Here is a 23,451-nt window from a genome sequence, read left to right as displayed (position 1 = left end):
AAGAAATAATGAAGATTAAATATATATTGGCAATCTCAGCGCTTACGCTTTCACTAAATTCTTGTGAAGATAAGCTAGCGCTGACACCAGAGCAGGATTTGACCGAAGAGGTTATTTTCAATAACGCTGCGACCACTAAAAGCGCGGTGTTAGGATTATACAATACAGCTCAGACACTTGAGTTTTCAGGAAGTCTTCCAGCTGTTATCGACGAGTACATGGGTGATAACGTGGATTGGGTAGGTTCATTCCCTACACTGACCGAGATCTATCTTTTCTCAACGATTTCAACTAATTCTAATGTTTCGGGATTATGGCAGGTTCACTATCAGGTTATCACCAGAGCAAACAAAATTATTGCAAAGGTTCCTGGTGTCCCAGGTTTATCACAGGCAGATAAAGATCTTTACTTAGGTGAAGCGAAATTTATGCGTGCCCTTGCATACTTCCAGTTGGTTAATATGTTTGCACAGCCTTTCCAGGTTAGTGGTGGTACAAATCTTGGTGTTCCATTGGTTCTGGAAGATTTTACTGGGAATATTACATACCCGGCTAGAGCTACAGTGAATGATGTTCATGCACAAATCAAGAAGGATTTGACAGAATCTGCAGCTGCGCTTGGTGCCACGCATCCTGATGGTGTTGGCCGTGCAACTAAAGGCGCTGCAAACGCACTTTTAGCGAGATTAAACCTTTATCGTGAAGATTGGGCTGGTGCAATTACTGCTGCAAGAGCTGCAATAGCTGGTCCGTACGCTCGTGCAACTGATTATACGTTCTGGGATAAGAATACTGCGGAAGATGTTTTCACAATCCAAAACTCTGCAACAGATAACGGACGGACAGGTTCAGGTGGCTGGGCTGCTTACTATAGCCCAACAGCCGTTGGTGGTCGTGGTGATGCTCCTTTCTCTGTTAATCTGACTGCTGCTTATAATGCAGAGCCAGCTGACAAGCGTTTTGCTTTGAAGAGAACGGGTACCGCTGCTGATGGTTTATCTAAAACTTTTACAACTAAGTTTCCGGATGCGGTTACCAATGCTGATAACTCACCAGTTATCCGTATCACTGAAGTTTACCTGACTTTAGCAGAGGCATTAGCACAATCAAGTGCTACTCCAAGTGCTGAAGCCATCACTATTGTGAACTACTTCAGAAACCGTGCTGGTTTGCTTCCAGTTGCTCCGTTGACAAAACAAGCAACAATTGACGCAGTTCTTCTTGAAAGAAGAAAAGAGCTTGCTTTTGAAGGTTTCAGAAGAATGGATATGCTTAGATACAAGCAAAATCTTAGACCAGGTGTTGCTGCGGCAGCCTTTGGAGCTCCTAAGACAATCCTGCCAATTCCACAACGTGAAATTGATCAGAACCCAAGCTTAGTTCCTAATCCAGGATTTTAAGTCATTAGGTTATAAACAAAAAAGTCCCGCAATATGCGGGACTTTTTTTGTTTATAGAGATTACGGCAACGTTTTTAAAATATTAATGTAGAAGCAAAGTCTTGAATAGCTGCTGTATTCATCTCGGCAACATGGGGTATGTGGATTAAGTTTTGTTTTGTATGCTTGGAAATTATCGCCTCGGAACTTTCGTTTGGTACACCAGAAACAATCAACTTATTTAATTTAATTCCACGGTGTTCTAAGATCTCAGCAGACATTAGGGTGTGATTTATACTTCCCAGATAATTTTGAGAGACAAGCACGACCTCTGCATCAAATTTCTCGATTAGGTCGATCATCAGATCATTATCATTTAATGGGACCATTAAGCCACCCGCACCTTCTATTATTAGCCGGTTTTCAGTAACAGGAAGTGTTATAGAATTTAAATCGATCACTATATTATCTATTGCTGCAGATTTATGGGGTGAGAAAGGCTGTGTTAGCCGATATATCTCAGGATGAAAGATGCTATTGTTATTAGCGACAAGGCTCCTCACGCGATCGGTGTCGGTATTATCGAGATCACCGGACTGGATCGGTTTCCAATAGTCGGCCTTTAGATTCTCCACTAAAATGGCAGAAATAATAGTTTTTCCAACTCCGGTACCAATGCCGGTGACAAAAATTGGTTTATGCTTCACAATGATGTTTTAAAGAATCACAAAGGGCATTTATTTGTTCAAACGAGTTATGGTTATGTATGCATATTCGGAGTCTTTCCAAGCCAGTAGGTACAGTTGGACTAAGAATTGCGCGCACATCAAAGCCAGAATTTTGGAGTTTAGAGGCAATGCCTTTTACTTTTGCATTTCCTGGAACTAATAGAATTTGAATGCCCGAGCGACTATTCGCCAGACCTGGGATATTGTTTAAATTGTTCCTGAATTTTTGAATTTTCTCATGGAGTTCCAACTGATGATTTCTTGATTTCAGGTAATCATGGGATACTTTTATTGCAACGTTAGAAACAAAGGGCTGAGCGGTTGTATATATAAATGGACGCGCAAAATTGATCAGGTAGGCTTTTAATTCATTATTGCCAAGCACTGCAGCTCCATGAACTCCAAGCGCTTTTCCAAAGGTTACTACCCGGGCAAACACCCGGTTAATGAGTTTTAATTCGCTTACTATTCCTCGTCCCATCTCACCAAACACGCCGATTGCATGGGCCTCGTCAACTATCACAGCTGCATTATATGTTTCTGCAAGTGAGCAGATTTGCTCCAGCGGTCCTTCGTCTCCATCCATAGAATACACGCTTTCTACTCCAATAAATATTCGCCCTTGCGCAGCCTTTAATTTCTGTTCAAGGCTCTCCATATCATTGTGTTTGAAAATAAACCGTGCAGCATGGCTAAGGCGGGCACCATCGATAATCGAGGCATGGATGTTTTCGTCACAGATAATTGTATCTCCCCGCTGAGGAAGGCTGGAGAATATGCCAACATTAGCGTCGTATCCGGAATTAAAAAGGAGTGAGGATTCACAATTATGAAACTCAGCTATTATTGCCTCCAGATCTTCAGTATATTGATCATTACCCGCAAGCAGACGAGATCCACCTGAGCCTAATTTATATTCAGGATACTTCTCAAGTTCGTCCTCAAAAAGTCTTTTCAAATCTGCTGATCTGGAAAACCCAAGGTAGTCATTGGAGCAGAAGTCTTCCAGGTTTGATTCAGTTTTCAAGATCCGCAGGGCATTATCTTTTTCGCGGGTATCTAATTTTTCTGAAATGAAATTCCTGATTGCTTTCAAGTTTTTTTTGCTAAAAATAACAAAAGCGACCCAAAAGGCCGCTTTTTAAATTATTTCAGGCAGACTACTATTTAACCCTGTTGCGAGGTCCTGCTTGAGGACGACGGGCCTTCATTCTATCACGGGATTGTTTTTTCATATCCTCGTAAGATTTGCGCTGCTCGTCAGTTAGAATTTTACTTAACTTTTTATCAGATTCTTCCATTAGAGATTTGTGTTTCTCCATCTGATCTTTACGAAATTCGCGTTCAGACTTCATAGTCTTTTCCATTTTCTCAGCACGCTCGAGGTTCAAAGCATAAACCTTTGTCTTTTGCTCAGCAGTTAAGCCCAACTTCTTTTCTAAAGCATCGGTTGCCATTTGCGCCCGCTGTTCAGGTGTGCGAGGCTGACGTTGCTGGCCCTCAACTCGTGCTTTTCTGTCTCCTTCACCGCGAGGTCTTTCCGGACGCTCCTGCGAATATCCCAGGCTTGCGATAGTTACTACCAGGGCCGCTGTTATCATTAATTTTTTCATATTCATATCTATATGGTTATTTATAATGATAGATGGTAATACCTGGCTAAAGTTTAATCGTCTTATGTTAAAATTTGTTAATTTTTATCTCTGTCCAGTTTGGAGATGGATTTCTGCATTTGCGAAACCATACTTGTTAATGTTTCTAAGGTTGGCTCAGGAGTTGGCTCTGGGAATTGGGTGCTTATAAAAGCTTTTGCTTTCCAGATCTCCAAAACATCTTCTCCAGGTATTGTATATGGCTCATAAACCGGATTGTCTGAAATAAGCTTAAGCGATTTATTTTCTTTGAAGCGATTTCCAATACGTTTGTACACGATGCCATCATCTTTACTTATTACTACATAAGTTTCTCCCGGTTTAAGATCGTTCCAGTTGCTGAGATATTCTCCTACAACTACCGTCCCGGATTGGAGTGGTAACATGGAATCACCTTTGATCTCAAACGCACGGTAAGTTCCTTGTTTGAACATGGGTAAATGAAATTTTGGAAGTTCACTTATATATTCCGGATCTCCATATCCATTTAAATAACCTGCGCTGGCTTTTACAGGTACCAATTCAATATTTTCCCGATCCTGACTATCTACAGAAATACTAAGTACCCGTATGTTCGCAGGATCTCCCTTTGGTTTTGGCTTCCACTTATCGTCGATTCTGTCGTTAATTAATTCGTCCATTGATAACTCGTAAAATTCGGCGAATTTTTTTAGCAATTCATATTTAGGTTCGGCACGATCTTCTTCATAAGCACCCACAAGGGAACGCTTAATATCTAATGTGTCTGCGAATTGCTGTTGTGTAAGACCCTTTTTCTTTCTCAGGTACTTAAGGTTGGAAGAAATATTTGCCATTTTAAAAATAAATTTGGAATTACTAATATTGTTAGTAAATTTATGCTCATAAAATTAGCAATTAATTTCAAAACACACAATTTAATTTTAAATATATATGCCGATCCTTAACACACCACTAGCTAAAACTAAAAAGTACGTTTACTTAGTTACAGACCGTAATCGCAGTTGTCTTCACGTTGGAATGAGCACTGATCTCATGAAAACGATGACTTTTTATCGTCAAATGCCTAATTTGTTTTTTGATTCAGGCCACCAGTTAACTCGTCTGGTTTATTTCGAAGAGTTGAGTTCTGAGAACAGCGCGGTTCAACGTTTTAATCTGATCAGTAAGTTTACACGGATACAGAAAGACAGGATGATCAGATCAGTCAATCCTGATTGGATAGATCTTACGGTAGGTTTAGATTTTGAACAAATCCTTAGATCAGGAATACAGCCAGTTAATAAAATGGCTCCAACTTACTCCTGATTATTTTTTAACGAACTTTAATGCTGCAGAATTCATGCAGTACCTTTTACCACCTCTATTTTTAGGACCATCATTAAAAACATGACCTAGATGGAGACCGGTTTTTGCTTCTACAACTTCGCTGCGTACCATTCCATGGCTCGTATCGGTAACAATTGCAATAACACCAGCTTTGATCGGCTTGGTAAAACTGGGCCAACCAGTCCCTGACTCAAACTTATCGTCGGAACTGAATAAAGGCTCGCCCGTTGCTGCGCTTACGTAAATTCCTTTTTCATGATTATCGTGGTAAGCATTATTGAAAGGAGCTTCTGTTGACCCTTTAACCATGACCTGGAACGAAACAGGACTAAGTATTTTTTTCCACTCGCTCTCTGATTTTTGAACAGGGTAGACCTTGCCGTTTTTTCCTGCTTGCGGATTTTTACGAGTCTGAGCATTTGCGGTACATGCAAGGGCAATTAGTGCGAGGGTCATTAGCCTTAAATATTTCATGATGAATTTGCTGTTGTTTTGAATATTTACGGAAACTTATCCTGTTTAGTTTTTAAAAACTTGTTTGTGCATGTTTATGATTCTTAAATGACCTTAACTCTTATAAACAAAAAAAGCGACACGAAGGTCGCTCTATATTTCTTTAAACGTATTACCAGCCTGGTGCAAATACTAAACCAAATACTCCCGCATTCACGTCAGTTCTTTGGAATGGAATGGCGTAATATGGTTCAAGAACAAAATATCCAAATACATTTACACGCAGTGAGATACCTGCACTCATTGCAGGTACACGTTCAGGATAGGCACCCGCTCCGGTTCCTACCATGCCTGGCTTCTTTTTGAAGGCAACTTTTGAATCACTATCGTAAGCCATACCCATATCGAAGAATAAATTCAGATCCGAAAACAGGAATTTAGACTCAATCTGGGCTAATTTTGCTGGCCCTGTAAATGGTAGCCTTACTTCAAAGTTTGCTACAGCAACCCGGGAGCCAACTAATTGATTGATATCATATCCACCGGTAGTAGCAGTACCATTTTTGTAAAACGAATTGGCTTCATATCCTCTGATCAGGTAGCCGTACCCAGCATACATCTGGTAAAGACGGTTCTCGTCGCGACCAAACCTTGAATAGCTGTATAATCTTGCAGCAAAAGTTACCGGCTTCATTCTCACATATTTCCTTCCGTCGGCGGTTAGAGCTCCTAGTTTATAGTCTCCCATGTAGTTTTCAATACCCAGGCGGTAACGGAAACCGTCAAGAGGTGAAGTAACTCCTGAAAAAGAATTGTCCCCCACGAAGGCAGCATTTAAGGTTACCGTAGTGAACGGATCAAACGGCACTCCATAGGTTGCCTGAGCTTGTTCTTTAGACAACTTATTTTTATCTGTTCCGATAGGATAGAAGCCATTAGGGTCATAGTAATTACTATAGCGGTCAATCCTGTAACTGTACCTGGATAAACCAGACCCGGCTTCGAAACGGTGGTTTTTAGAGAATGGATAAGATCCGAATACCTGAAGCTGATCCTCAAAGGTTCGGATGATATCATAACTTTCATTGTAAACAGGACCGTAGCCATCGAGATTTTCAAATCCTTGTGAAACCTGACCGGATACGTATGGAATATGAGATACTACTACGCCCCAGTTAATACGGCTTTCCTGGTTTACATACGCAACCTGACCTCCAAAGTCATAGATCTCCCCGTTAACCGCGGCTGTTGCATAAATTTGGTTCCTTCCTAAGATATCACTGAATACTCCTTGTATACCACTCGATAAACCGGTTCCGAAACGGCCTACAGAAGCACCCACGCCATTACTTGACAAATAATCAAGTTTGAATTTAGGCTTATATCCAATTGTACGAATGGAGTCGTTTGGAATTTCTTCGAACCGCTCAAAGTTATTGAGGTTTGCATTGATAATATTCACACCCACAGATTTCGCCGGCGGCAGCAGTGCAGCATCAAAATTCAGGGCATTAGGCTCAACTTTTTCAGGTGTAAAATCGCTTACCTTGGCATTGTATATAGTATACTTTTGAGCCCGGTAATAGGAGTAAAGAACATCATCCTTATTCGAAAGACTCAATGCAGGAGAAAACTCTGTAATTCCGCTAATTCCCGTAAAATAGCTCGTGAGTTTTTCAGTTGTATTTCCGGCAATAGAATATCGGTACATATTCCTAAAACCATCTCTATTTGACAGAAAGTATATGCTCTTATTGTCGGCTGAGTATTGAGGGTTAAGGTTATTCGCACCGTCAAAAACTGGGATGTCCGTAACGGATTTAGTAGCTAGATCGAGAATCGCCATGTTCATGGTGATGTCTACATTAACTGATGATCTGTCGAGAGTGCTTCTATCGGTACTGAAAACCATCGTTTTCCCATCTTTCGAATAACTTGGGTGATACTCGGAGTACCGGTCGTTAGTTAGCTGAGTGAGTACTTTGGTATTCAGATTAAACTGGAAAAGATCACTCTGACCTTCCTTCAATCCTGAGAATGCCACATCAACGCCATTTGGAGCCCAGGTTATGTTGCTGAATTCCTCAACCGCACCCATGGCCTCTGTGGAAAGTGTTTTTCCTGTAGCAATATCCACGATGATCAATTTTGTAACACCCCCACTAAATGCACTGAAAGCGAATTTCCTGCTATCCGGCGACCAGGCTCCCGCGGATTCTATAAAGTTGAACTCATCAATATGTGAGTTCTTCGCCTTACTGGTAAGCTTTCGAATAATCTTCCCCGTTTTCGCATCTGCCAGGAATAAGTCTATACTTAATAGATCCTTCTCAGAAAGAAAGGCAACATAATTTCCATCAGGGGAGATTGCAGGAGCGACATTATAGCTTTCTCCACCATTCTTCTCATTGATGATCAGCTTTCCAATTGGAACCTGAGAAGTGTCTTGAAGGTATGGTTTATAAGCGTTTTCTATGCTCGTCTTCCAAAGGCTTGATAAAGTCCGTTCGTCATATCCGAAAGTTCTTCTAATAGCCATTTGATAGCCATACTTAGCAGTTTCTTTGAAAAACGGAACTATTACTGTATCGCCGTAAGTAGATCCGATATACGACCAGAATGCCTGTCCATAACGATAAGGAAAGTATTTATTAGATTCTGTCAGGTCCTTTAAAGATGGAATGTCTTTATTTAAAAATGCGTCACGCATCCACATTGCAGTGTATGCATCTTGTTTACCGACAGAGAGATATTCCGCCATACCTTCAACCATCCATAAAGGCAAGTTGCCAATGTTCTCCAAATTTGTAGAATCTCCCTCTATCAGAGAATGATATTGGAAAGCGTGAACAAGCTCATGCCCTAATACGTGCCTTGTTTGATGATTTAGCTGCGAAATTGGCATAATAACCCGGTTTTTCATACCCTCAGTTACACCGCCGGTTCCAACTCCGATCTCACCATCCAGGGCTGTAGTTTGCTGAAAATCCGGATGATTTGAATAAAGAATAAAAGGATTCTTTTTAGTAAAGGTATCTCTGAACACCTGCTGATGCAGATCATACCATACCTCTGCCTCCTTCGCAAATCTTTTTACCAGGCTATCATTCTTTAGATAGTAGTAAAGTTCAAAATGGGGGGTTTCATAAACCTTGAATTTAAGGTTTTTGTATCTCACCTTGTTTTGACCAAAGTACTGAGCCTGTACCTCGGTGACCGAACTGAAAAAAACAATTAGAAATAGGGAAGAAATAAGCCAAAATAAAGGCTTCTTCGGTGTGGTCTTATCTTCTATCATTAGCTATATGGAAATGTCTTATCCTAAACTACGTAAAATTTATCATTTCGATTTTTTTTACCAGCAGCTTTTTCTTGTATAAGAAGAAAGATAGGCTAATTGTTTTGTTTAGCCTTATTTTCTCTGCGTTCTTCGCGAAGCTCTTTTCTGGTCTTTTTCTCCGGAGCTGCGGGTTCAACTTTAACGGGAGCAGGGGGACGGTTAGCGGGCTGTTGAGTAGATCTGTTATCCTGTGGCTGTGGTGCAGGATTGACAGGATCAGGCGTAGTACTAATTGCAGTATCCGAACTGATGTCTGGAACAGTTAAAGAATCCATAAATGTACTGTCTACTGCAAAGGTGTCTACCTCATATCGTGGAGTAGGACATTGATATACCCTTGAAATTTCGACCGTCGGTTTTGGGAACGGGCCGAGTGTAATTCCCAGGCTTGGGTCGCGGTAGACCTTCTCCATAAATTTAGCGAAGATGGGCAGTGCGGTTCTGGAGCCTTCCCCAGTCTCAGAAGTTTTGAAATGCACACTGCGTTCATCACAGCCCACCCAAACACCAGTCACAAGGTCTTTTGTAACACCCATATACCATCCATCGACATAATCAGACGATGTTCCGGTTTTTCCACCTATCTGATTATTTTTCTTGAAGAGATCCCATTCCCATAATGCCTGAGACGTTCCGCCGGGTTCTTCCATTCCACCACGCAACATATAAATCATCAGCCACGCTATTTCCTCGCTCAGCGTGCGCTTTTGCTCAGACTTGAATTCCTCGATAACCTTTCCATCCTGATCAGTAATCTTCTCTACAAGGATTGGCTCAGACCTTACACCCTTATTTAAAAATGTCCCGTAGGCTCTAACCATTTCAAAAACACTGACATCGTTCGGTCCAAGGCTTACTGAAGGCACTGCTTTCAGATCGCTTTCGATCCCGCTGAGATGCGCATACTTGACCACATTTTCGGCGCCTACCTGTTCTGTTATTTGCGCAGTTATTGAATTTACTGACTTACCCATCGCCCAACGCAGCGTCATCTCCCGGCCGGAAAAATTCCAGTCTGCATTCTTTGGCTCCCAATATTCTGTTTTGCCTTTATCCTCGTAAGGAATGCGCACAGGTTTATCGACTAACTTATCGCAAGGATTCATGCCAGACTCCAATGCTGCGAGATAGGCAAATGGCTTAAAGGTTGACCCCGCTTGCCTCTTAGCCTGGTTTACGTGGTCGTAATTGAAATAATTATGGTCTACCCCACCAATCCAAACCTTGATGTGGCCGTTGAATGGATCCATCGTCATCATTCCTGTGTTCAGGATCTTTGCATAGTATTTTATTGAATCTATCGTCGAGTAAACAACTTCTTTCTCTCCAGCCCAGTTAAAAACCTTCATTTTCTTTGGCTTGTTGAGATAATAATCAATAGAGTCCTGGTTATTATTATACTTCTTTTTTAAAGCATCATAATAAGGCAGACGCTGAGCGGCTTTCTCCGGAAAGTCAAGAATTTCTTTGCCATCGGCAGTTCTCCAGGGATTTTCATTACCCCATACATTTTCCAGCCGCCGCTGTAAGATCTTCATTTGGCTATTAACCGCTTCCTGTGCATATTGCTGCATCCTGGAATCAATCGTAGTATAAATCTTTAGTCCGTCGGTGTCGAGATTGTAGCCGTTATCCTTGCACCACTTTTCGAGATAGCGTGAGACTGCAGATCTCAGGTATGAACCTCCTTCACTGCCCTCGTCAAGGGTGCCTGGATTCAGTTTCAAAGGCTTCTGACTATACTTTTTAAATTCTGCGGCTGTGAGGTACTCATACTTTTCCATCTGCGAAAGCACGGTGTTTCTGCGTTCCAGTGATTTTTCAGGATTGCGGATGGGGTTATACGTAGTGGTTGCTTTTAACATTCCCACAAGCAAGGCCGCCTCGTCAACCTGCAGCCTACTCGCCTCTTTGTTAAAATATCGTTTTGATGCTGTCTTTATCCCAAACGTATTGCTGCTGAAGGGTACCGTGTTCAGGTACATCGTAAGAATTTCATTCTTGGTGTAATTGCCTTCGAGCTTGTAAGCAGTTATCCATTCTTTGAATTTATAGACTGCAGTTCTTACCAGGGGGATATATTTCACCGCACCCTGAGATTTCCTGTTTCTGGTGCTGTAAAGATTCTTTGCGAGCTGTTGCGTGATAGTACTTGCACCGCGCTTGTCACCGGTTGCTGTCGAGACCATGCTGGAAATGAATGACCGGAAATCAACCCCGCCATGCTTGTAAAAGCGAATATCTTCTGTAGCTACCAGTGCATCGATAACAGCAGGCGAAATGCTGTCAAATTCCACAGGGGTACGATTTTCTTTATAGTATTTCCCGATAAGTTTCCCATCTGAAGTGTAGACTTCAGAAACAATGTTCAGTACCGGTGTTTTAATATCCTTAATTGTCGGGGAGTATCCAAAAAGCCACAGGAAGTTAAGCTCAAGGGCACAAAAAAACAAAATGATGAAGTATAAGGTAATAACGGAGTAGCGAAGCGGTTTATTCGTAATTCTTCTGAACATATAGTAAAGGTCGGGAAATCGTCAGTAATATGGTGTAAAATTAATGAATTTTAGAATTTCAGGAATTTAACGTAATCAGGAGTAAAAAAATTTTACATTGTCTGTTACCTAATTATTTTATGATGGAAAATACTACAAAGAAGTTTAAGGTTGTTAATCCCACAGGATTTAAAATAAAGGACCATGATCCAGCCTTTACGGACAAATTAAAAAAGGATCAGTCACAGGGAATTCTGGAAGGTTTAAAGACCGAGATGGAATCGCTGCAGGAACAATTATATGTTGCCAACAAACACTCTTTGCTCATTATTTTCCAGGCGATGGATGCCGCGGGGAAAGACAGTGCCATCAAGCATACGATGAGCGGATTAAATCCTCAGGGATGTCAGGTGTTTAGTTTCAAGCAGCCCAGTTCCGAAGAGCTCGATCATGATTTTCTGTGGCGCCATGCTAAGGCATTGCCAGAGCGCGGCAGAATAGGTATCCACAACCGCTCACACTACGAGAATGTCCTGGTGTGTAAGGTCCACCCGGAATACATTCTAAACGAACGAATTGCTTCTATTTCATCGGTCGCGGATATCAATAAATCATTCTGGGAATCAAGGTATGAAAGCATCCGTACCTTTGAAAAGCATTTGAGCGACAATGGGACAGTCATTATCAAAATATTTTTGAATGTCTCAAAAGAGGAGCAAAAGAAGAGGTTTATGGAGCGCATAGAAGACCCGCTCAAGCACTGGAAATTTTCTTCGGCTGACCTGGACGAACGTGAACTCTGGGATGATTATATGAAAGCATATGAAGAAATGATCAGGGAAACATCTTTTGACCAATCCCCATGGTACGTTATCCCGGCTGATAAAAAATGGTTTACCAGAATTGCAATAAGCCAGATTATAATTGACGCCTTGAAAACCATGAAACTTCAGCCACCGCAATTGACAGAAAAGGAGGTAGCCCGACTTGCTGAATGTAAAGCGCGTTTGGATGCTGAAAAATGATGGTTACGATTGTTATTTTAGTAAAACATCATCGTAAGCAGGCATTTTGTTAAATACAGACCTGGCGAATGGACATAGTGGGATAATTTTGAAGCTTTTATCCCTTGAATATGAAACGGCTGCGTCCAGAAGCAGATTTCCAACGCCCTGTCCCCTTAATTGATCAGAAACGGATGTGTGATCAATGATCATTTTGCCGGGCCCGGCCAGGCTATATGTCATTTCGGCGATAAGAGCACCATTTTCTTCAACATAAAATGACCCTTTATGCGCGTTTTCTAAATGATTTATTTCCATACAACACCAATCGTTAGCTTGTCCGCTCGCCGGACTATAAATTAAAACTATGAATTACTCTCAGTCAATAAGCTTGAATTTGTCTGCGTCTTTTAAGAACGGAAACGCAGTTCTTGCATTGCCAACTTCCTCTTTATTGATACTAAACGTGTAAAGATCTTCATCATTAGGCTTGTAATAAACAACTTTTCCGCTTGGATCTATACACATTGAGTCGCCGGAATGATAAACTTCATTTCCATCATGACCAACCCGGTTTACAGCAACAATAAACGCTTGATTTTCTACAGCCCGGGCGGGTATTAGGGTCCTCCAATGCAATGATCTTTTTTCCGGCCAGTTAGCAACCACTAAAAGCATGTCGTAGTCGTCACTGACGTTCCGGAGCCATACCGGAAAACGTAAATCATAACAGATAACCGGACATATTTTCCAACCGTGGAGTTCAACAAAAAGCTTTTTGTTTCCCGCAGTATAGTGCTGATCTTCCTCCCCTAATCCGAATAAATGCCTCTTGTCATAATATTCGTAGCTTCCGTCTGGACGCATCCAGATCAGTCGATTATAATACTTCTTTCCGTCTTTGATGATCAAACTACCCGTTACGACACTTTCGAATTTCTTTGCCTGATCGAGCATCCAGGTCATTGTCCGCCCGTCCATTTCCTCTGCTAGTTTTTCAACATTCATGGAAAAACCCGTGCTGAACATTTCCGGCAGAACAATCAGATCAGTTTTTTCCCGAATGGAGGACAATCTCAAACCAAGGTTTTGAAGATTTTTATCAATATTCTCCCAGAACAGGTAGGCCTGGAAGGTGGTAATTTTAAGTGTATTCATTTAGTAATACTCATACGTTTAGCAGTGGTAAAAGTTGCTGTTACACCTTAGTTAATCTAACAACGGCTTTTTCTAGTGTTTCTTGCTTTTTAGCGAAACAAAAACGTAATACATGGTGATCCGTACCTTTACTATAAAATGCCGACACAGGTATGCTTGCTACACCAAATTCTACTGTGAGCCTCCTCGCCAAGTCGGTGTCTTTCTCGTCACTAATACGGCTGTATTGCACTGACTGAAAGTAAGATCCGTAACATGGAAGCAGATCGAACCGGGTATCTCTCAGCAAGTTAGAGAAAATATTCTTCTTTACCTGAAAAAAATTACGGAGTTCAAGGTAATTCTGTGGATCCTTAAGAAAATCTGCAATTGCGTATTGTACGGGGGTATTAACACTGAAGACCAGGAACTGGTGGACTTTCCTGAATTCCGACATCAGCCATTCAGGGGCGAGGCAATAACCAACTTTCCAGCCGGTTGTGTGTAGGAGTTTTCCAAATGATGCGGTTATAAAACTACGTTCCTTCAATTCAGGATACCTGGAGACACTTAAGTGTTTAGCTCCGTCGTAAATGAGATGCTCATAAACTTCGTCGCTAAGTATCAGGATGTTGGTATTATCGGTTATGTTGATCAGTTCCTGAATGTCAGCCTCATTCAGCGTAATGCCAGTTGGGTTATTTGGGGAATTGACGATGATCATTCTTGTCCTGGAGCTAATAGCTTCCTTCACTTCCTGCCAGTTTATTCTATAGGTCGGGGGACTTAACTCTATCGTTTTCACCATTCCGCCGAGCAGGGTAACAGTCGGTGCATAGCAATCGTAAGCGGGATCAAAAATGATCACCTCGTCACCGGCCTGGATCACACAAGCAAGGGCGGTAAAAATTGCCTGAGTGCCGCCTGCAGTGATCGTTATTTCTGTATCCGGATTGTATCCGGTTTTGTGCAGGAGTTGTTGTTTTTCAGCTATCCGTTCTCGCAAAGAGATGAGCCCGGCCATCGGCGCATATTGATTGTGGCCTGCATTCATATATTTGCTGACCAGGTTAATGAGCTCTGGAGAGCATTCATAATCCGGAAATCCTTGTGAAAGATTTATTGCATGATGCTGGGCTGCTAATTGGGACATCACGGTGAATATGGTGGTCCCCACATCCGGAAGCTTCGACTTTAATAACATAGTGGGGCTAAAATAAGGATTAGGATTGATTAAGATTGTCTAGAATAGGATTGTCTGGAGTAGAATTATAGGATGACTGGATGTAAAATTAAGATTGTCTGGAATAGGATTGTAGGATTAAGATTGTCTTGAATAGGATTCATAGGATGATAGGATTCATAGGATGCTGGGAGGAGATTTTTTGGGTCAACCGATAGCTATTTGATGTGAGCCTGCCTGCCGGCGGGCAGGCATAGCGCGGCAAAATATAATTAGGATGATCCGATTCCAGGATTACAAGCCCCGTGTCTTGTACCTCAAACCTGAAACCTGATACCTAATACCTGCTTCCTGATACCTGCTTCATGATATCTGCTCCCTGAACCTTGGTTCCTGATACTATTTTTGCGTATTTTCAACCAACCAAACCACACAACGTGACGTTTAAAACCAAAGAGAGCCGGCTTTTTATAATCCTCGGATCTTTTTTAATCTCTAATGCGATCCTTGCCGAATTTATTGGCGTAAAGATATTTACTGTGGAGGGTTCGCTGGGCATCCCGAAATTTGATATTAACATGTTTGGAGTAAAAGATTTGTCGTTCAACATGTCCGCGGGCGTGGTTACCTGGCCAATCATTTTTATCATGACCGATATTATTAACGAATACTTCGGGGTAAAGCAGGTGCGGTTTTTATCCATCCTGGCTTCGATAATTATCTGCTACGCTTTTTTGGTGGTTGGATTCGCTATGGGGCTGGTGCCTTCAGATTTTTGGATTAACCAGAATGTGAGTGGCGAAGCATTAAACATGAACGTAGCATTCAACGGTATTTTCGGACAGGGGATGTGGATAATTGTGGGCTCGATTACTGCGTTCCTGATCGGGCAGATGGTCGACGTAGTTATTTTTCACAAGATCAAAAAAGCCACCGGAGAGAGGTTTCTCTGGCTACGAGCAACCGGATCTACACTGGTTTCTCAATTCATCGATAGTTTTGTAGTGATCTTTATCGCTTTTTATATTAATCCTCAGTATAGCTGGAGCTGGCAAATGGTTGCCGCAATAGGCCTGGTGAATTATACATATAAATTCCTGGTGGCTATTCTCATGACACCCTTGCTGTACATAATACATTCTATCATAGACAGATATCTTGGAAAAGATCTTGCTTTAAGATTGGTAAAAGAAGCTTCCGGAAAGTAATTACTTAGCCTGCACGCTGATCAACTCCACTTCAAAAATCAGGGTGCTGTACGGTGTTATGTCCGGTCCAGCTGCTCTTTCCCCGTATGCCAAAGCGTAAGGAATAAAGAATCGGTATTTAGACCCTGCCGTCATTTGCTGCAGACCTTCTGTCCAGCCTGGAATTACCTGATTTAACATGAATGTCGCAGGTTCTCCGCGATCATAGGAGCTATCGAATTGTTTACCATTTAGCAGCGTGCCTTTATAATTCACCGTCACTTCGTCTGTCGCCTTAGGCTTTACACCTGTTCCCTGGGTAATTACTTCGTACTGTAGCCCGCTTGGAAGCGTAACTACTCCCTGCTTTTTAGCATTTTCACTAAGAAACTTTGTGCCTTCATTAATGTTGCCCTCAAACTTTTTCTTTTCAACTGACCCCAGGAAGCTCATAATAAGATCCTGGCATTTTTCCGGACTTAAGAGGGTAGATCCGCCACCAAACACATCAGTCATCGCTTTCGCCAGCACTGCGGAGTTTAAATTACCTACCCCACGTGATTTAATATCGTTTGCAATGCTCACACCAAAGGCATAGCTGGCTGAGTCGACGGAGGTTTTTAGCAAAGGTGCATTGACTGCCTTGGGAGGCGTTTTTACCGCCGGCTTAGCTTGTGTTGAAGGGGCTTTAGGTTTTGGTGGTGCGGGTTTGGTCTGAGCCGAACTATATGTATAAACTGCTACTAATGCAAATGCAAAAAAGATCTTTTTCATCGATGAATCTATTGTGAAGGCGCTAATATATAGAGAGCCTGTTAAATAAGAACTATATCATTGAGTTTTTTGTTTCGGATTTTAATCCTAAATTGAAACCTGCATATGTATATGGGTCCGGCAATTGCCGATGTCTCTGAATAGTTAAAACAAACGGTTTACTATGCACTTGATATGTTGATTGAAAACTATGCCGGTTAATTACATTGCTTTGTCCATTCCTTTCTTCTTTGTTTTGATAGGCATTGAACTTGCCTACACCATTTACAAGAAGCTGGGTTATTACAGATTAAACGATTCTCTTTCTAATCTCAGCCAGGGAATTGGATCACAGCTGGTTGGCATTTTCCTCAAGACGATTACCTTCTTTTCCTACCTCTATATTTACAATCACTGGAGATTTTATGAATTCCCAAATACCATTTGGACCTGGCTTATATTATTTCTCGGGGTCGACTTTTTCTACTATTGGTTTCACAGAATGAGCCATGAGGTTAATGCCCTCTGGGCAGCTCATATTGTACATCACCAGTCGGAAGAATATAATTTGACGGTAGCTTTGCGGCAATCCTGGTTTCAGGGAGGTTTCTCCTGGGTCTTTTATCTGCCTCTGGCCTTTGCAGGATTTGAACCGATCATGTTCCTGACAGTTAGTTCATTTAACACAATTTACCAGTTCTGGATACACACCCGCGCAATTGGTAATATGGGTCCGCTGGAATGGATAATCAACACCCCCTCGCATCACCGGGTACATCATGGCTCAAATCCCAAATACATTGACAAAAATCATGCTGGGACATTAATTATTTGGGACAGATTATTTGGTACTTTTCAAAAAGAAGAGGATGAAGTGGTTTATGGAATTACCAAGCCACTCGCAAGCTGGAACCCGGTATGGGCGAATTTACATTACTGGTCTGATCTTACTCAAACCGCACGCAAAAGCAAAGGATTTCGCGACAAAGTGAATGTGTTTATTAAGCAGCCTGGATGGTTTCCGGAGTCACTTGGAGGAATGCAGCACCCACAGGAAATCGATAAAGAACAGTATAAGAAATATAGTCCCCAATACAGTTCTGCGCTAAACCCTTACATACTGGTACAGTTCCTGATATTTTTAGCCGTAAGCAATTTTCTTATCCTTCAATATCGCAGTCTTACAGCATTTCAATTATGTGTTAGTGTTGCCCTGGTCATCGCAACACTTACCTTGTGCGGGGCTCTTTTAGAACAGAGGAAATGGGTAAAGAAGTTTGAGTATACACGCTTGCTGATCTGGATTCTGGCTCCATTAGTATTTTACAGCCATCATTATTTTTCCTACCTGATCCTCATAAACAGCCTTTTAGCGATCATCTCAGCCGTCTGGTTCTATCGCATGCAGAAATTAAATCTATGTTAAAACGCCATTTTATTTTCACGACTATTTTCCTGATCATCACAATTGCAAACTTATATGCTGATATTCATCTGCTCAGAGATGTCAGGTTATTTGTTAAACCTTTGATCTGTATATCCCTCGGGATTTATTTCATCCAAAAAGTGAAGCTTGACATCGGTTTTAACCGACTGATCCTGGCTGCACTCATTTTCTCTTTGTTCGGCGACTGCTTCCTGATGTTTGCACTCGAAGGTAATCCATTCTTCATCTGTGGGCTCATTTCTTTCTTAGTAGCGCACATCCTTTATTCACTAGCGTTTTTCCGTGATTTTAAGAATGACCCCCAGGCCTCAAAGATCTACGGTCATTTAATGCTATTCCTGATGGGTGTATTTTCATTGAGTTATTACTCCTGGCTTCGTGACTCCCTCGGTGATATGAGAATCCCTGTGATGGCCTATATGTTTGTAATCTCAATTATGGCAATATTAGCCGGTTACCGCCATAAGCGGGTTAATGGGCTAAGCTTTCGTATGATATTTACCGGAGCCATCTTTTTTGTCATTTCCGACTCCATACTTGCATATAATAAGTTTGTTATGCCCTTTCCGTACTCAGGTGTAGCAATTATGGGAACGTATATGCTGGCACAGTATCTAATTACTATTGGAGGGATAGAGCGAGTGGTCAGCCTTCGCTCGAATCGATAGGCACAGGATGAGAATATAATGGAGAAATTCCCTGGGAGCGTACGGCTTGTCCGGTAGCTCCCAAGGAACGGTATTTATTTAAAGGTATTCACCACATCTTCCACATGATCCCACAAAGCAGGTTTGTGCTCATAGGTCTTATATTCTTCCCCTTCGATATAGTGCTTAAAGTTTGTCACGTCTTCTCGGACAGCTTTCTCAAAGACTCCGTTTAATAGTCGCGCGATTCCCTGTCCAAGGCTTCCTGCCGGAGGGAAATAACTGATGTCGACAGTGAGTTCTGTTCCGGAGCCGTTAATTGCGTCATGGAAAGTCACTTTACCAGCATTTTCGACCATCGATCCTTCTACGGACTGCCAGCCGATATAATTATTTTCGTCCTCACGGGTAATCTCCGCATTCCAGTTCAGCTTCAGGATCTCACCAGGAAGATTTGCCCGCCAATGGGAATTTTTTCGATCATATTCATCCACTGAAGCAAGGTGCTTCATGAAGCGGGGCAGGTTTTCAAGGCGGCGCCAGAATTTGTATACTTCTTCACGCGGACGGTCAACTATAAAAGTTTCAGTAATATTCACTGCTGCCGGATCGGTACCATCCTGATCCAATGCATTGTAAACAGGGCAGAAGCCAGTGGCCCCCCTGTATATTAGCAAACCGCCTGCAATCGCCTCCTGCACACCAATAAACGGGTGATTCTTTAAAGTTTTCAGACTTTTATAGGTTAAGAAAACCCCGCCCATAACGGATAAAATTCTTTCGGTCAGATCCACATTAGGCTTTTCAGACTGAATTGAACCAATGTTTTCGCGCAGGGAAGACATATTTAAATTGTCTTTCAGCCTATCTGTTATATTTTCCAAGTTCATAGCTGTTTTTTTTATTCGGTAACACGGAGTCTGCACGAAGTGTTTCAAAATGTTAGTTCTTTTATTAAAAAATAGCGACAAATTTAGTTTTGCAATGTCTTCATTCATTGCAAATTATGTACATTTATGGTTAGAACTTTTTGACTTTCTTACCTAGATATTAATAATTAATGAACCATCGTTGTTCCCTGGTTTTAACTCTCACATTCACTTTCTTTCTTGTAAATACAGCTTTTAGCCAGCAAGGCAGGAATAGTAACGAAGACCTGGCATTGCTGCATGCACGGGAAATATATGCTGCAAGTCTCGCAGATCAGGCTGCCATATATAGTGGCGTCGATTACATTGGATATCCCCATCCCATAAAAAAAGGCCAGCAGTTCTTCATTTCTGGTGATGTCCGGCGCGGTGAGATCCGGTACGACGGCATGGTGTACAGGAATGTTCCCATGTGGTTCGATATAGCCAAACAGGAAGTTGTTGTTCAATACATTGATAATTATTCACGTATTAGCCTTCACCCCGAAAAAATCAGCGATTTTACTATTGAAGGCCACCATTTTATCAGAATTGCTGGTGAGTCTGCCAGGCAGTACGACCTAGGTGAAGGTTTCTACGATCAGATCTACAAAGGGAAATCCGAGATCTTAGTTAAACGGGCTAAAGACTTCCTGATAAGTACAGATACGGATGGTGTGTGGATCTCTTTTTCAGGGGATAAGAGCGATATCTATGTCCGTACCGGGGATAAATTTCACCCGGTTTCAAGCCAGAAATCTGTCCTGGATGTACTGGGGAAATATCAGAAAGAGGTTCTCGCACATCTCAAGCAAAACAAGATTAAGTTCCGTAAGGAACGTGAAAAAGCTATAGTCATGATGCTGGCGTATTTTGATCAGCTAAACAGTGAAAGATGAAACTGATCCGCAATTTTATCTTGTTTATTAGTCTACTTCCCTGCGCAGACGTTTATGCTCAGCAGGAGCCAGGCGTTTTAAGTGTTGATTTAAAAAACGCTACAATCAAACAGTTAGTAAGTGACATCGAATCAAAAGCTGATTTTCACTTTTTCTATGATGCCAGGCAGCTGGACAGTGTCCGCATCACCGTTAAGATCGTATCCGAACCTCTGGCATTTATCCTTAAAAAGGCTTTTGAAAATACACCGGTTAAATTTACAATCGATCCCGACAGAAACGTGTTCCTCACCCGTGATAAAGAAATCTACGCCTCTCTGCCTTATGGATTATTTGAAAGTGAAAAAGATTCAAGCCGAATAGTCAACCAAAAAGAACCATCAACGCTCGCAACAGTATATAATCAGAATGAACAGGGAAGCGTAACATCGACACAGGAAAACAAGCTGGTTGAGATTGGAATAAAAACCAGCGAGATACAGGGCGGTAACGTAGCTCTGGCTGGTTACGTGCGGGATGCGGCAAATGGTGCACCTGTCATCAGGGCTGCAGTTTTTACTGACGCACCACGAATCGGAACGTATACAGACCAGTTTGGCTACTATTCACTTATTCTGCCGCGTGGTGCCCACACCCTGAATATAAAGGCTCTCGGTATATCCGATACCAAACGCCGGATCATGCTTTACTCAGAAGGAAAGCTTGACATCGAAATCAAAACCCAGGTTTTATCACTGCGCGAGGTAGTGGTATCCGCAGAAAATTCAGCCAATGTGCGCAATGTACAGATGGGGGTAGAGAAGCTGAGCATCGCTACCATAAAGCAGGTGCCGGTAGTTTTTGGCGAAGCCGACGTAGTACGCGTCATGTTAACCCTTCCCGGTGTGAAAACAGTAGGCGAAGCTGCTAACGGCTTTAACGTTCGGGGTGGAGCAGTAGATCAGAACCTGATACTTTTTGACGACCTGACCATTTATAACCCTTCTCACTTTTTCGGCTTCTTCTCCGCATTTAATCCCGACGTGGTAAAGGACGTGGAGCTGTATAAAAGCAGTATCCCCGCACGTTACGGCGGCCGGCTTTCATCGGTGCTCGACGTGAGCAGCAAGGATGGTAACTCCAGGAAACTTGCGGGCACGGCAGGGATCGGCCTTCTGACCAGCCGCCTGAATGTGGAAGGACCACTGATAAAGGATAAAACGTCATTTATTGTAGGAGGGAGGACAACCTATTCGAACTGGTTATTGCGGCTGCTTCCCGAAGATTCTAACTATAAAGACAGCAAAGCATCGTTTTACGACGCCAACGTCAGGCTCAGTCACAAGATCAATGATAAGAATAATCTGTACCTGACCGGCTACCTAAGTAGTGATGATTCAAATCTGAATAGTGATACATCGTACGCGTACAGTAATAAAAACGTGTCAATGAAATGGAAGCATGTATTCAGTAATAAGTTTACCGGCGTACTTGTGGGTGGATTTAGCAGTTACGATTACAATACCCGCAGCAATATCAACCCAGTGAATGCCTACAAGCTTGGATTTGACATCAAGCAGGTCAATGTTAAAACAGACTTCACCTATTATCTTAGCCCGAAGCATACCCTTGATTTTGGTGTCAGTACCATTCAGTACAAACTTAATCCCGGTTCGTTTACACCCTACGCCAAGGAATCCCTGATTGTCCGCGATATCATTGCACCCGAACAAGCTTATGAAAGTGCTGTTTACTTCGGCGATCGGTTTGATCTCACTTCAAATCTTTCCCTTGATCTGGGGCTAAGGTATTCGATGTTTAATTACATGGGTCCGCAGTCCATTAATAATTATGCTCCTGGCTTACCCCGATCAGAGCCAAATTTGCTTGGAAGTACTGATTTTAAGAAAGGCGATATTGTGAAGACTTACCACGGACCGGAAATGCGCTTTTCAGCCCGCTATCAGATCACGGAAGACCTGTCCGTGAAATCCGGGTATAATACACTGAGGCAATATATCCACGTTCTGTCGAACACTGCTGCTATGGCACCAACCGACATATGGAAGCTGAGTGATCCCAATATAAAACCGCAGTTTGGCGACCAGGTATCTCTCGGGCTTTATAAGAACTTTAAATCCAATACAATTGAGACTTCTGTTGAGGGATATTATAAGCGCCTGAAGGATTACCTCGATTACCGCAACGGAGCAGTCCTGGTGATGAATCATGATATTGAGCGGGATGTCATTAATACACAGGGCAAAGCATATGGTGTTGAGCTGCTGGTCAAAAAGCTGACCGGCAAGTTAAATGGCTGGCTGGGTTACACATATTCGCGCACTTTGCTCCGTATGGATGATCCCACGGCTGCACAGCTCATCAATAACGGCGAATACTATCCTTCCAATTTTGATAAGCCCCACGATCTTACCCTGGTTGGAAATTACCGCTTTTCGCACCGGTTCAGCATGTCTTTGAATACCACTTACAGTACTGGCAGGCCAATAACAGTGCCGGTTGGCAAGTACTTTTATGCCGGTTCACTGAGAGCCCGGTATTCAGGCCGAAACCAGCTGCGGATCCCTGATTATTTCCGCACTGACGTTTCCATGAACATTGAAGGTAATCACAAGATCCATCAGTTAACGCATAGCTCATGGACCGTTGGAATATATAACCTAACCGGCCGCGATAATCCATACTCAACTTATTTTACTTCTGAGAAAGGTGTAATAAAGGGTTACCGCTTGTCGGTTTTTGGCAACGCTATCCCGTATGTGAATTATAATATTAGGTTTTAGTGGCGAGCGGGATAAGAGACGGAAGATTCGGGATTTGAGATATGTGATGTTAGAAATAAGATGAGGGAGAAGGAATCAAGTTAATGGATAAACGATAAAGAAGGGTGAGTTTGCTATAACGTAGGCATCGCCAAGCTTCAAACGTAAG

General features: G+C 42.2%; 20 protein-coding genes. 8 read left to right on the top strand and 12 right to left on the bottom strand.

The genetic code is table 11. The features are described 5' to 3' along the window. Positions 1-8: 8 nt before the first annotated feature. Positions 9-1,400, top strand: coding sequence for a RagB/SusD family nutrient uptake outer membrane protein (locus tag B5X60_RS06335; RefSeq protein ID WP_079701762.1), 1,392 nt, complete (start codon positions 9-11; stop codon positions 1,398-1,400). 74 nt (positions 1,401-1,474) lie between these two features. Here B5X60_RS06335 and bioD read toward each other — a convergent pair whose 3' ends face one another. The 4 genes from bioD to B5X60_RS06315 all read right to left on the bottom strand — a co-directional run bounded on the left by bioD (position 1,475) and on the right by B5X60_RS06315 (position 4,574). Then, entirely contained in the window at positions 1,475-2,086 is a 612-nt protein-coding gene (gene bioD / locus B5X60_RS06330; RefSeq protein ID WP_079701761.1) for a dethiobiotin synthase, read from the bottom strand. Beyond that, positions 2,076-3,203 (bottom strand): aminotransferase class I/II-fold pyridoxal phosphate-dependent enzyme, encoded by a 1,128-nt coding sequence (locus B5X60_RS06325; protein WP_245803468.1) that lies wholly within the window; start codon positions 3,201-3,203, stop codon positions 2,076-2,078. The genes bioD and B5X60_RS06325 overlap by 11 nt, the downstream gene beginning before the upstream one ends. A 67-nt stretch (positions 3,204-3,270) precedes the next feature. Then, positions 3,271-3,720 carry an EMC3/TMCO1 family protein gene (locus B5X60_RS06320; protein ID WP_139377380.1) on the bottom strand — a complete coding sequence of 150 codons (450 nt, stop codon included), beginning with the start codon at positions 3,718-3,720 and terminating at the stop codon, positions 3,271-3,273. Between the two features lie 77 nt (positions 3,721-3,797). Next, a complete protein-coding gene (locus tag B5X60_RS06315; RefSeq protein ID WP_079701759.1) occupies positions 3,798-4,574 on the bottom strand; it encodes an XRE family transcriptional regulator in 777 nt (258 codons plus the stop codon). 97 nt (positions 4,575-4,671) lie between these two features. Between B5X60_RS06315 and B5X60_RS06310 the strand changes: the two genes are divergently transcribed. Then, positions 4,672-5,046: a GIY-YIG nuclease family protein gene (locus tag B5X60_RS06310; protein ID WP_079701758.1), complete on the top strand. Its 375-nt coding sequence runs from the start codon at positions 4,672-4,674 to the stop codon at positions 5,044-5,046. On the opposite strand, the gene msrB is transcribed toward B5X60_RS06310, so the two are convergent. The 3 genes from msrB to B5X60_RS06295 form a co-directional block, all read right to left on the bottom strand. Then, positions 5,047-5,541 (bottom strand): peptide-methionine (R)-S-oxide reductase MsrB, encoded by a 495-nt coding sequence (gene msrB / locus B5X60_RS06305; protein ID WP_139377379.1) that lies wholly within the window; start codon positions 5,539-5,541, stop codon positions 5,047-5,049. Positions 5,542-5,692: 151 nt separating this feature from the next. After that, a complete protein-coding gene (locus tag B5X60_RS06300; protein ID WP_079701756.1) occupies positions 5,693-8,818 on the bottom strand; it encodes a DPP IV N-terminal domain-containing protein in 3,126 nt (1,041 codons plus the stop codon). Positions 8,819-8,913: 95 nt separating this feature from the next. Further along, positions 8,914-11,376, bottom strand: a complete 2,463-nt coding sequence (locus tag B5X60_RS06295; RefSeq protein WP_079701755.1) for a transglycosylase domain-containing protein — start codon at positions 11,374-11,376, stop codon at positions 8,914-8,916. Between the two features lie 122 nt (positions 11,377-11,498). Here B5X60_RS06295 and B5X60_RS06290 point away from each other — a divergent pair, with 122 nt between their 5' ends. Further along, positions 11,499-12,380 (top strand): polyphosphate kinase 2 family protein, encoded by an 882-nt coding sequence (locus tag B5X60_RS06290; protein ID WP_079702327.1) that lies wholly within the window; start codon positions 11,499-11,501, stop codon positions 12,378-12,380. Between the two features lie 12 nt (positions 12,381-12,392). On the opposite strand, the gene B5X60_RS06285 is transcribed toward B5X60_RS06290, so the two are convergent. From B5X60_RS06285 to B5X60_RS06275, 3 genes are read right to left on the bottom strand one after another with little or no spacing between them, the layout of a single operon-like run. Then, complete coding sequence (locus B5X60_RS06285) at positions 12,393-12,677, bottom strand: GNAT family N-acetyltransferase (protein WP_079701754.1); 285 nt, start codon at positions 12,675-12,677, stop codon at positions 12,393-12,395. Between the two features lie 60 nt (positions 12,678-12,737). Beyond that, positions 12,738-13,517, bottom strand: a complete 780-nt coding sequence (locus tag B5X60_RS06280) for an amidohydrolase (protein WP_079701753.1) — start codon at positions 13,515-13,517, stop codon at positions 12,738-12,740. 40 nt (positions 13,518-13,557) lie between these two features. Next, a complete protein-coding gene (locus tag B5X60_RS06275; protein WP_079701752.1) occupies positions 13,558-14,700 on the bottom strand; it encodes a methionine aminotransferase in 1,143 nt (380 codons plus the stop codon). 416 nt (positions 14,701-15,116) lie between these two features. Between B5X60_RS06275 and B5X60_RS06270 the strand changes: the two genes are divergently transcribed. Beyond that, the gene (locus B5X60_RS06270) at positions 15,117-15,887 is read left to right on the top strand and encodes a queuosine precursor transporter (RefSeq protein WP_079701751.1); all 771 of its coding nucleotides are present in this window, start codon (positions 15,117-15,119) and stop codon (positions 15,885-15,887) included. On the opposite strand, the gene B5X60_RS06265 is transcribed toward B5X60_RS06270, so the two are convergent. After that, complete coding sequence (locus B5X60_RS06265; protein WP_079701750.1) at positions 15,888-16,640, bottom strand: FKBP-type peptidyl-prolyl cis-trans isomerase; 753 nt, start codon at positions 16,638-16,640, stop codon at positions 15,888-15,890. A 190-nt stretch (positions 16,641-16,830) separates the two neighbouring features. Between B5X60_RS06265 and B5X60_RS06260 the strand changes: the two genes are divergently transcribed. Both B5X60_RS06260 and B5X60_RS06255 read left to right on the top strand, forming a co-directional pair. Then, entirely contained in the window at positions 16,831-18,045 is a 1,215-nt protein-coding gene (locus tag B5X60_RS06260; RefSeq protein ID WP_079701749.1) for a sterol desaturase family protein, read from the top strand. Then, the gene (locus B5X60_RS06255) at positions 18,039-18,734 is read left to right on the top strand and encodes a lysoplasmalogenase (RefSeq protein ID WP_079701748.1); all 696 of its coding nucleotides are present in this window, start codon (positions 18,039-18,041) and stop codon (positions 18,732-18,734) included. The genes B5X60_RS06260 and B5X60_RS06255 overlap by 7 nt, the downstream gene beginning before the upstream one ends. Before the next feature lie 74 nt (positions 18,735-18,808). Here the strand turns inward: B5X60_RS06255 and B5X60_RS06250 are convergent, their stop codons facing one another. Next, on the bottom strand, positions 18,809-19,603 hold the full coding sequence (locus tag B5X60_RS06250) for an SRPBCC family protein (RefSeq protein WP_245803467.1): 795 nt from the start codon (positions 19,601-19,603) through the stop codon (positions 18,809-18,811). 170 nt (positions 19,604-19,773) lie between these two features. On the opposite strand from B5X60_RS06250, the gene B5X60_RS06245 reads away from it, so the two are divergent. Further along, positions 19,774-20,520 (top strand): hypothetical protein, encoded by a 747-nt coding sequence (locus tag B5X60_RS06245; protein WP_079701747.1) that lies wholly within the window; start codon positions 19,774-19,776, stop codon positions 20,518-20,520. Continuing rightward, positions 20,517-23,303: a TonB-dependent receptor gene (locus tag B5X60_RS06240; RefSeq protein ID WP_079701746.1), complete on the top strand. Its 2,787-nt coding sequence runs from the start codon at positions 20,517-20,519 to the stop codon at positions 23,301-23,303. Before B5X60_RS06245 ends, B5X60_RS06240 begins: the two co-directional genes overlap by 4 nt. Positions 23,304-23,451: the final 148 nt, after the last annotated feature.

Origin of the sequence: Daejeonella lutea (assembly GCF_900168015.1) — a bacterium.
In the GTDB taxonomy this organism is placed as follows: Bacteria; Bacteroidota; Bacteroidia; order Sphingobacteriales; family Sphingobacteriaceae; genus Daejeonella; species Daejeonella lutea.
The sequence above is the reverse complement of the archived record's forward strand: the minus strand, read 5'-3'. Positions and strand labels throughout refer to the sequence as shown.

Bases quoted from the DNA above. Each gene is read 5' to 3' on its own strand.
- B5X60_RS06335 (WP_079701762.1), top strand. From the start codon at position 9: ATGAAGATTAAATATATATTGGCAATCTCAGCGCTTACGCTTTCACTA.
- B5X60_RS06320 (WP_139377380.1), bottom strand. From the start codon at position 3,720: ATGAAAAAATTAATGATAACAGCGGCCCTGGTAGTAACTATCGCAAGC.
- B5X60_RS06315 (WP_079701759.1), bottom strand. From the start codon at position 4,574: ATGGCAAATATTTCTTCCAACCTTAAGTACCTGAGAAAGAAAAAGGGT.
- B5X60_RS06310 (WP_079701758.1), top strand. From the start codon at position 4,672: ATGCCGATCCTTAACACACCACTAGCTAAAACTAAAAAGTACGTTTAC.
- msrB (WP_139377379.1), bottom strand. From the start codon at position 5,541: ATGAAATATTTAAGGCTAATGACCCTCGCACTAATTGCCCTTGCATGT.
- B5X60_RS06300 (WP_079701756.1), bottom strand. From the start codon at position 8,818: ATGATAGAAGATAAGACCACACCGAAGAAGCCTTTATTTTGGCTTATT.
- B5X60_RS06295 (WP_079701755.1), bottom strand. From the start codon at position 11,376: ATGTTCAGAAGAATTACGAATAAACCGCTTCGCTACTCCGTTATTACC.
- B5X60_RS06290 (WP_079702327.1), top strand. From the start codon at position 11,499: ATGGAAAATACTACAAAGAAGTTTAAGGTTGTTAATCCCACAGGATTT.
- B5X60_RS06285 (WP_079701754.1), bottom strand. From the start codon at position 12,677: ATGGAAATAAATCATTTAGAAAACGCGCATAAAGGGTCATTTTATGTT.
- B5X60_RS06280 (WP_079701753.1), bottom strand. From the start codon at position 13,517: ATGAATACACTTAAAATTACCACCTTCCAGGCCTACCTGTTCTGGGAG.
- B5X60_RS06275 (WP_079701752.1), bottom strand. From the start codon at position 14,700: ATGTTATTAAAGTCGAAGCTTCCGGATGTGGGGACCACCATATTCACC.
- B5X60_RS06265 (WP_079701750.1), bottom strand. From the start codon at position 16,640: ATGAAAAAGATCTTTTTTGCATTTGCATTAGTAGCAGTTTATACATAT.
- B5X60_RS06260 (WP_079701749.1), top strand. From the start codon at position 16,831: ATGCCGGTTAATTACATTGCTTTGTCCATTCCTTTCTTCTTTGTTTTG.
- B5X60_RS06255 (WP_079701748.1), top strand. From the start codon at position 18,039: ATGTTAAAACGCCATTTTATTTTCACGACTATTTTCCTGATCATCACA.
- B5X60_RS06250 (WP_245803467.1), bottom strand. From the start codon at position 19,603: ATGAACTTGGAAAATATAACAGATAGGCTGAAAGACAATTTAAATATG.
- B5X60_RS06245 (WP_079701747.1), top strand. From the start codon at position 19,774: ATGAACCATCGTTGTTCCCTGGTTTTAACTCTCACATTCACTTTCTTT.
- B5X60_RS06240 (WP_079701746.1), top strand. From the start codon at position 20,517: ATGAAACTGATCCGCAATTTTATCTTGTTTATTAGTCTACTTCCCTGC.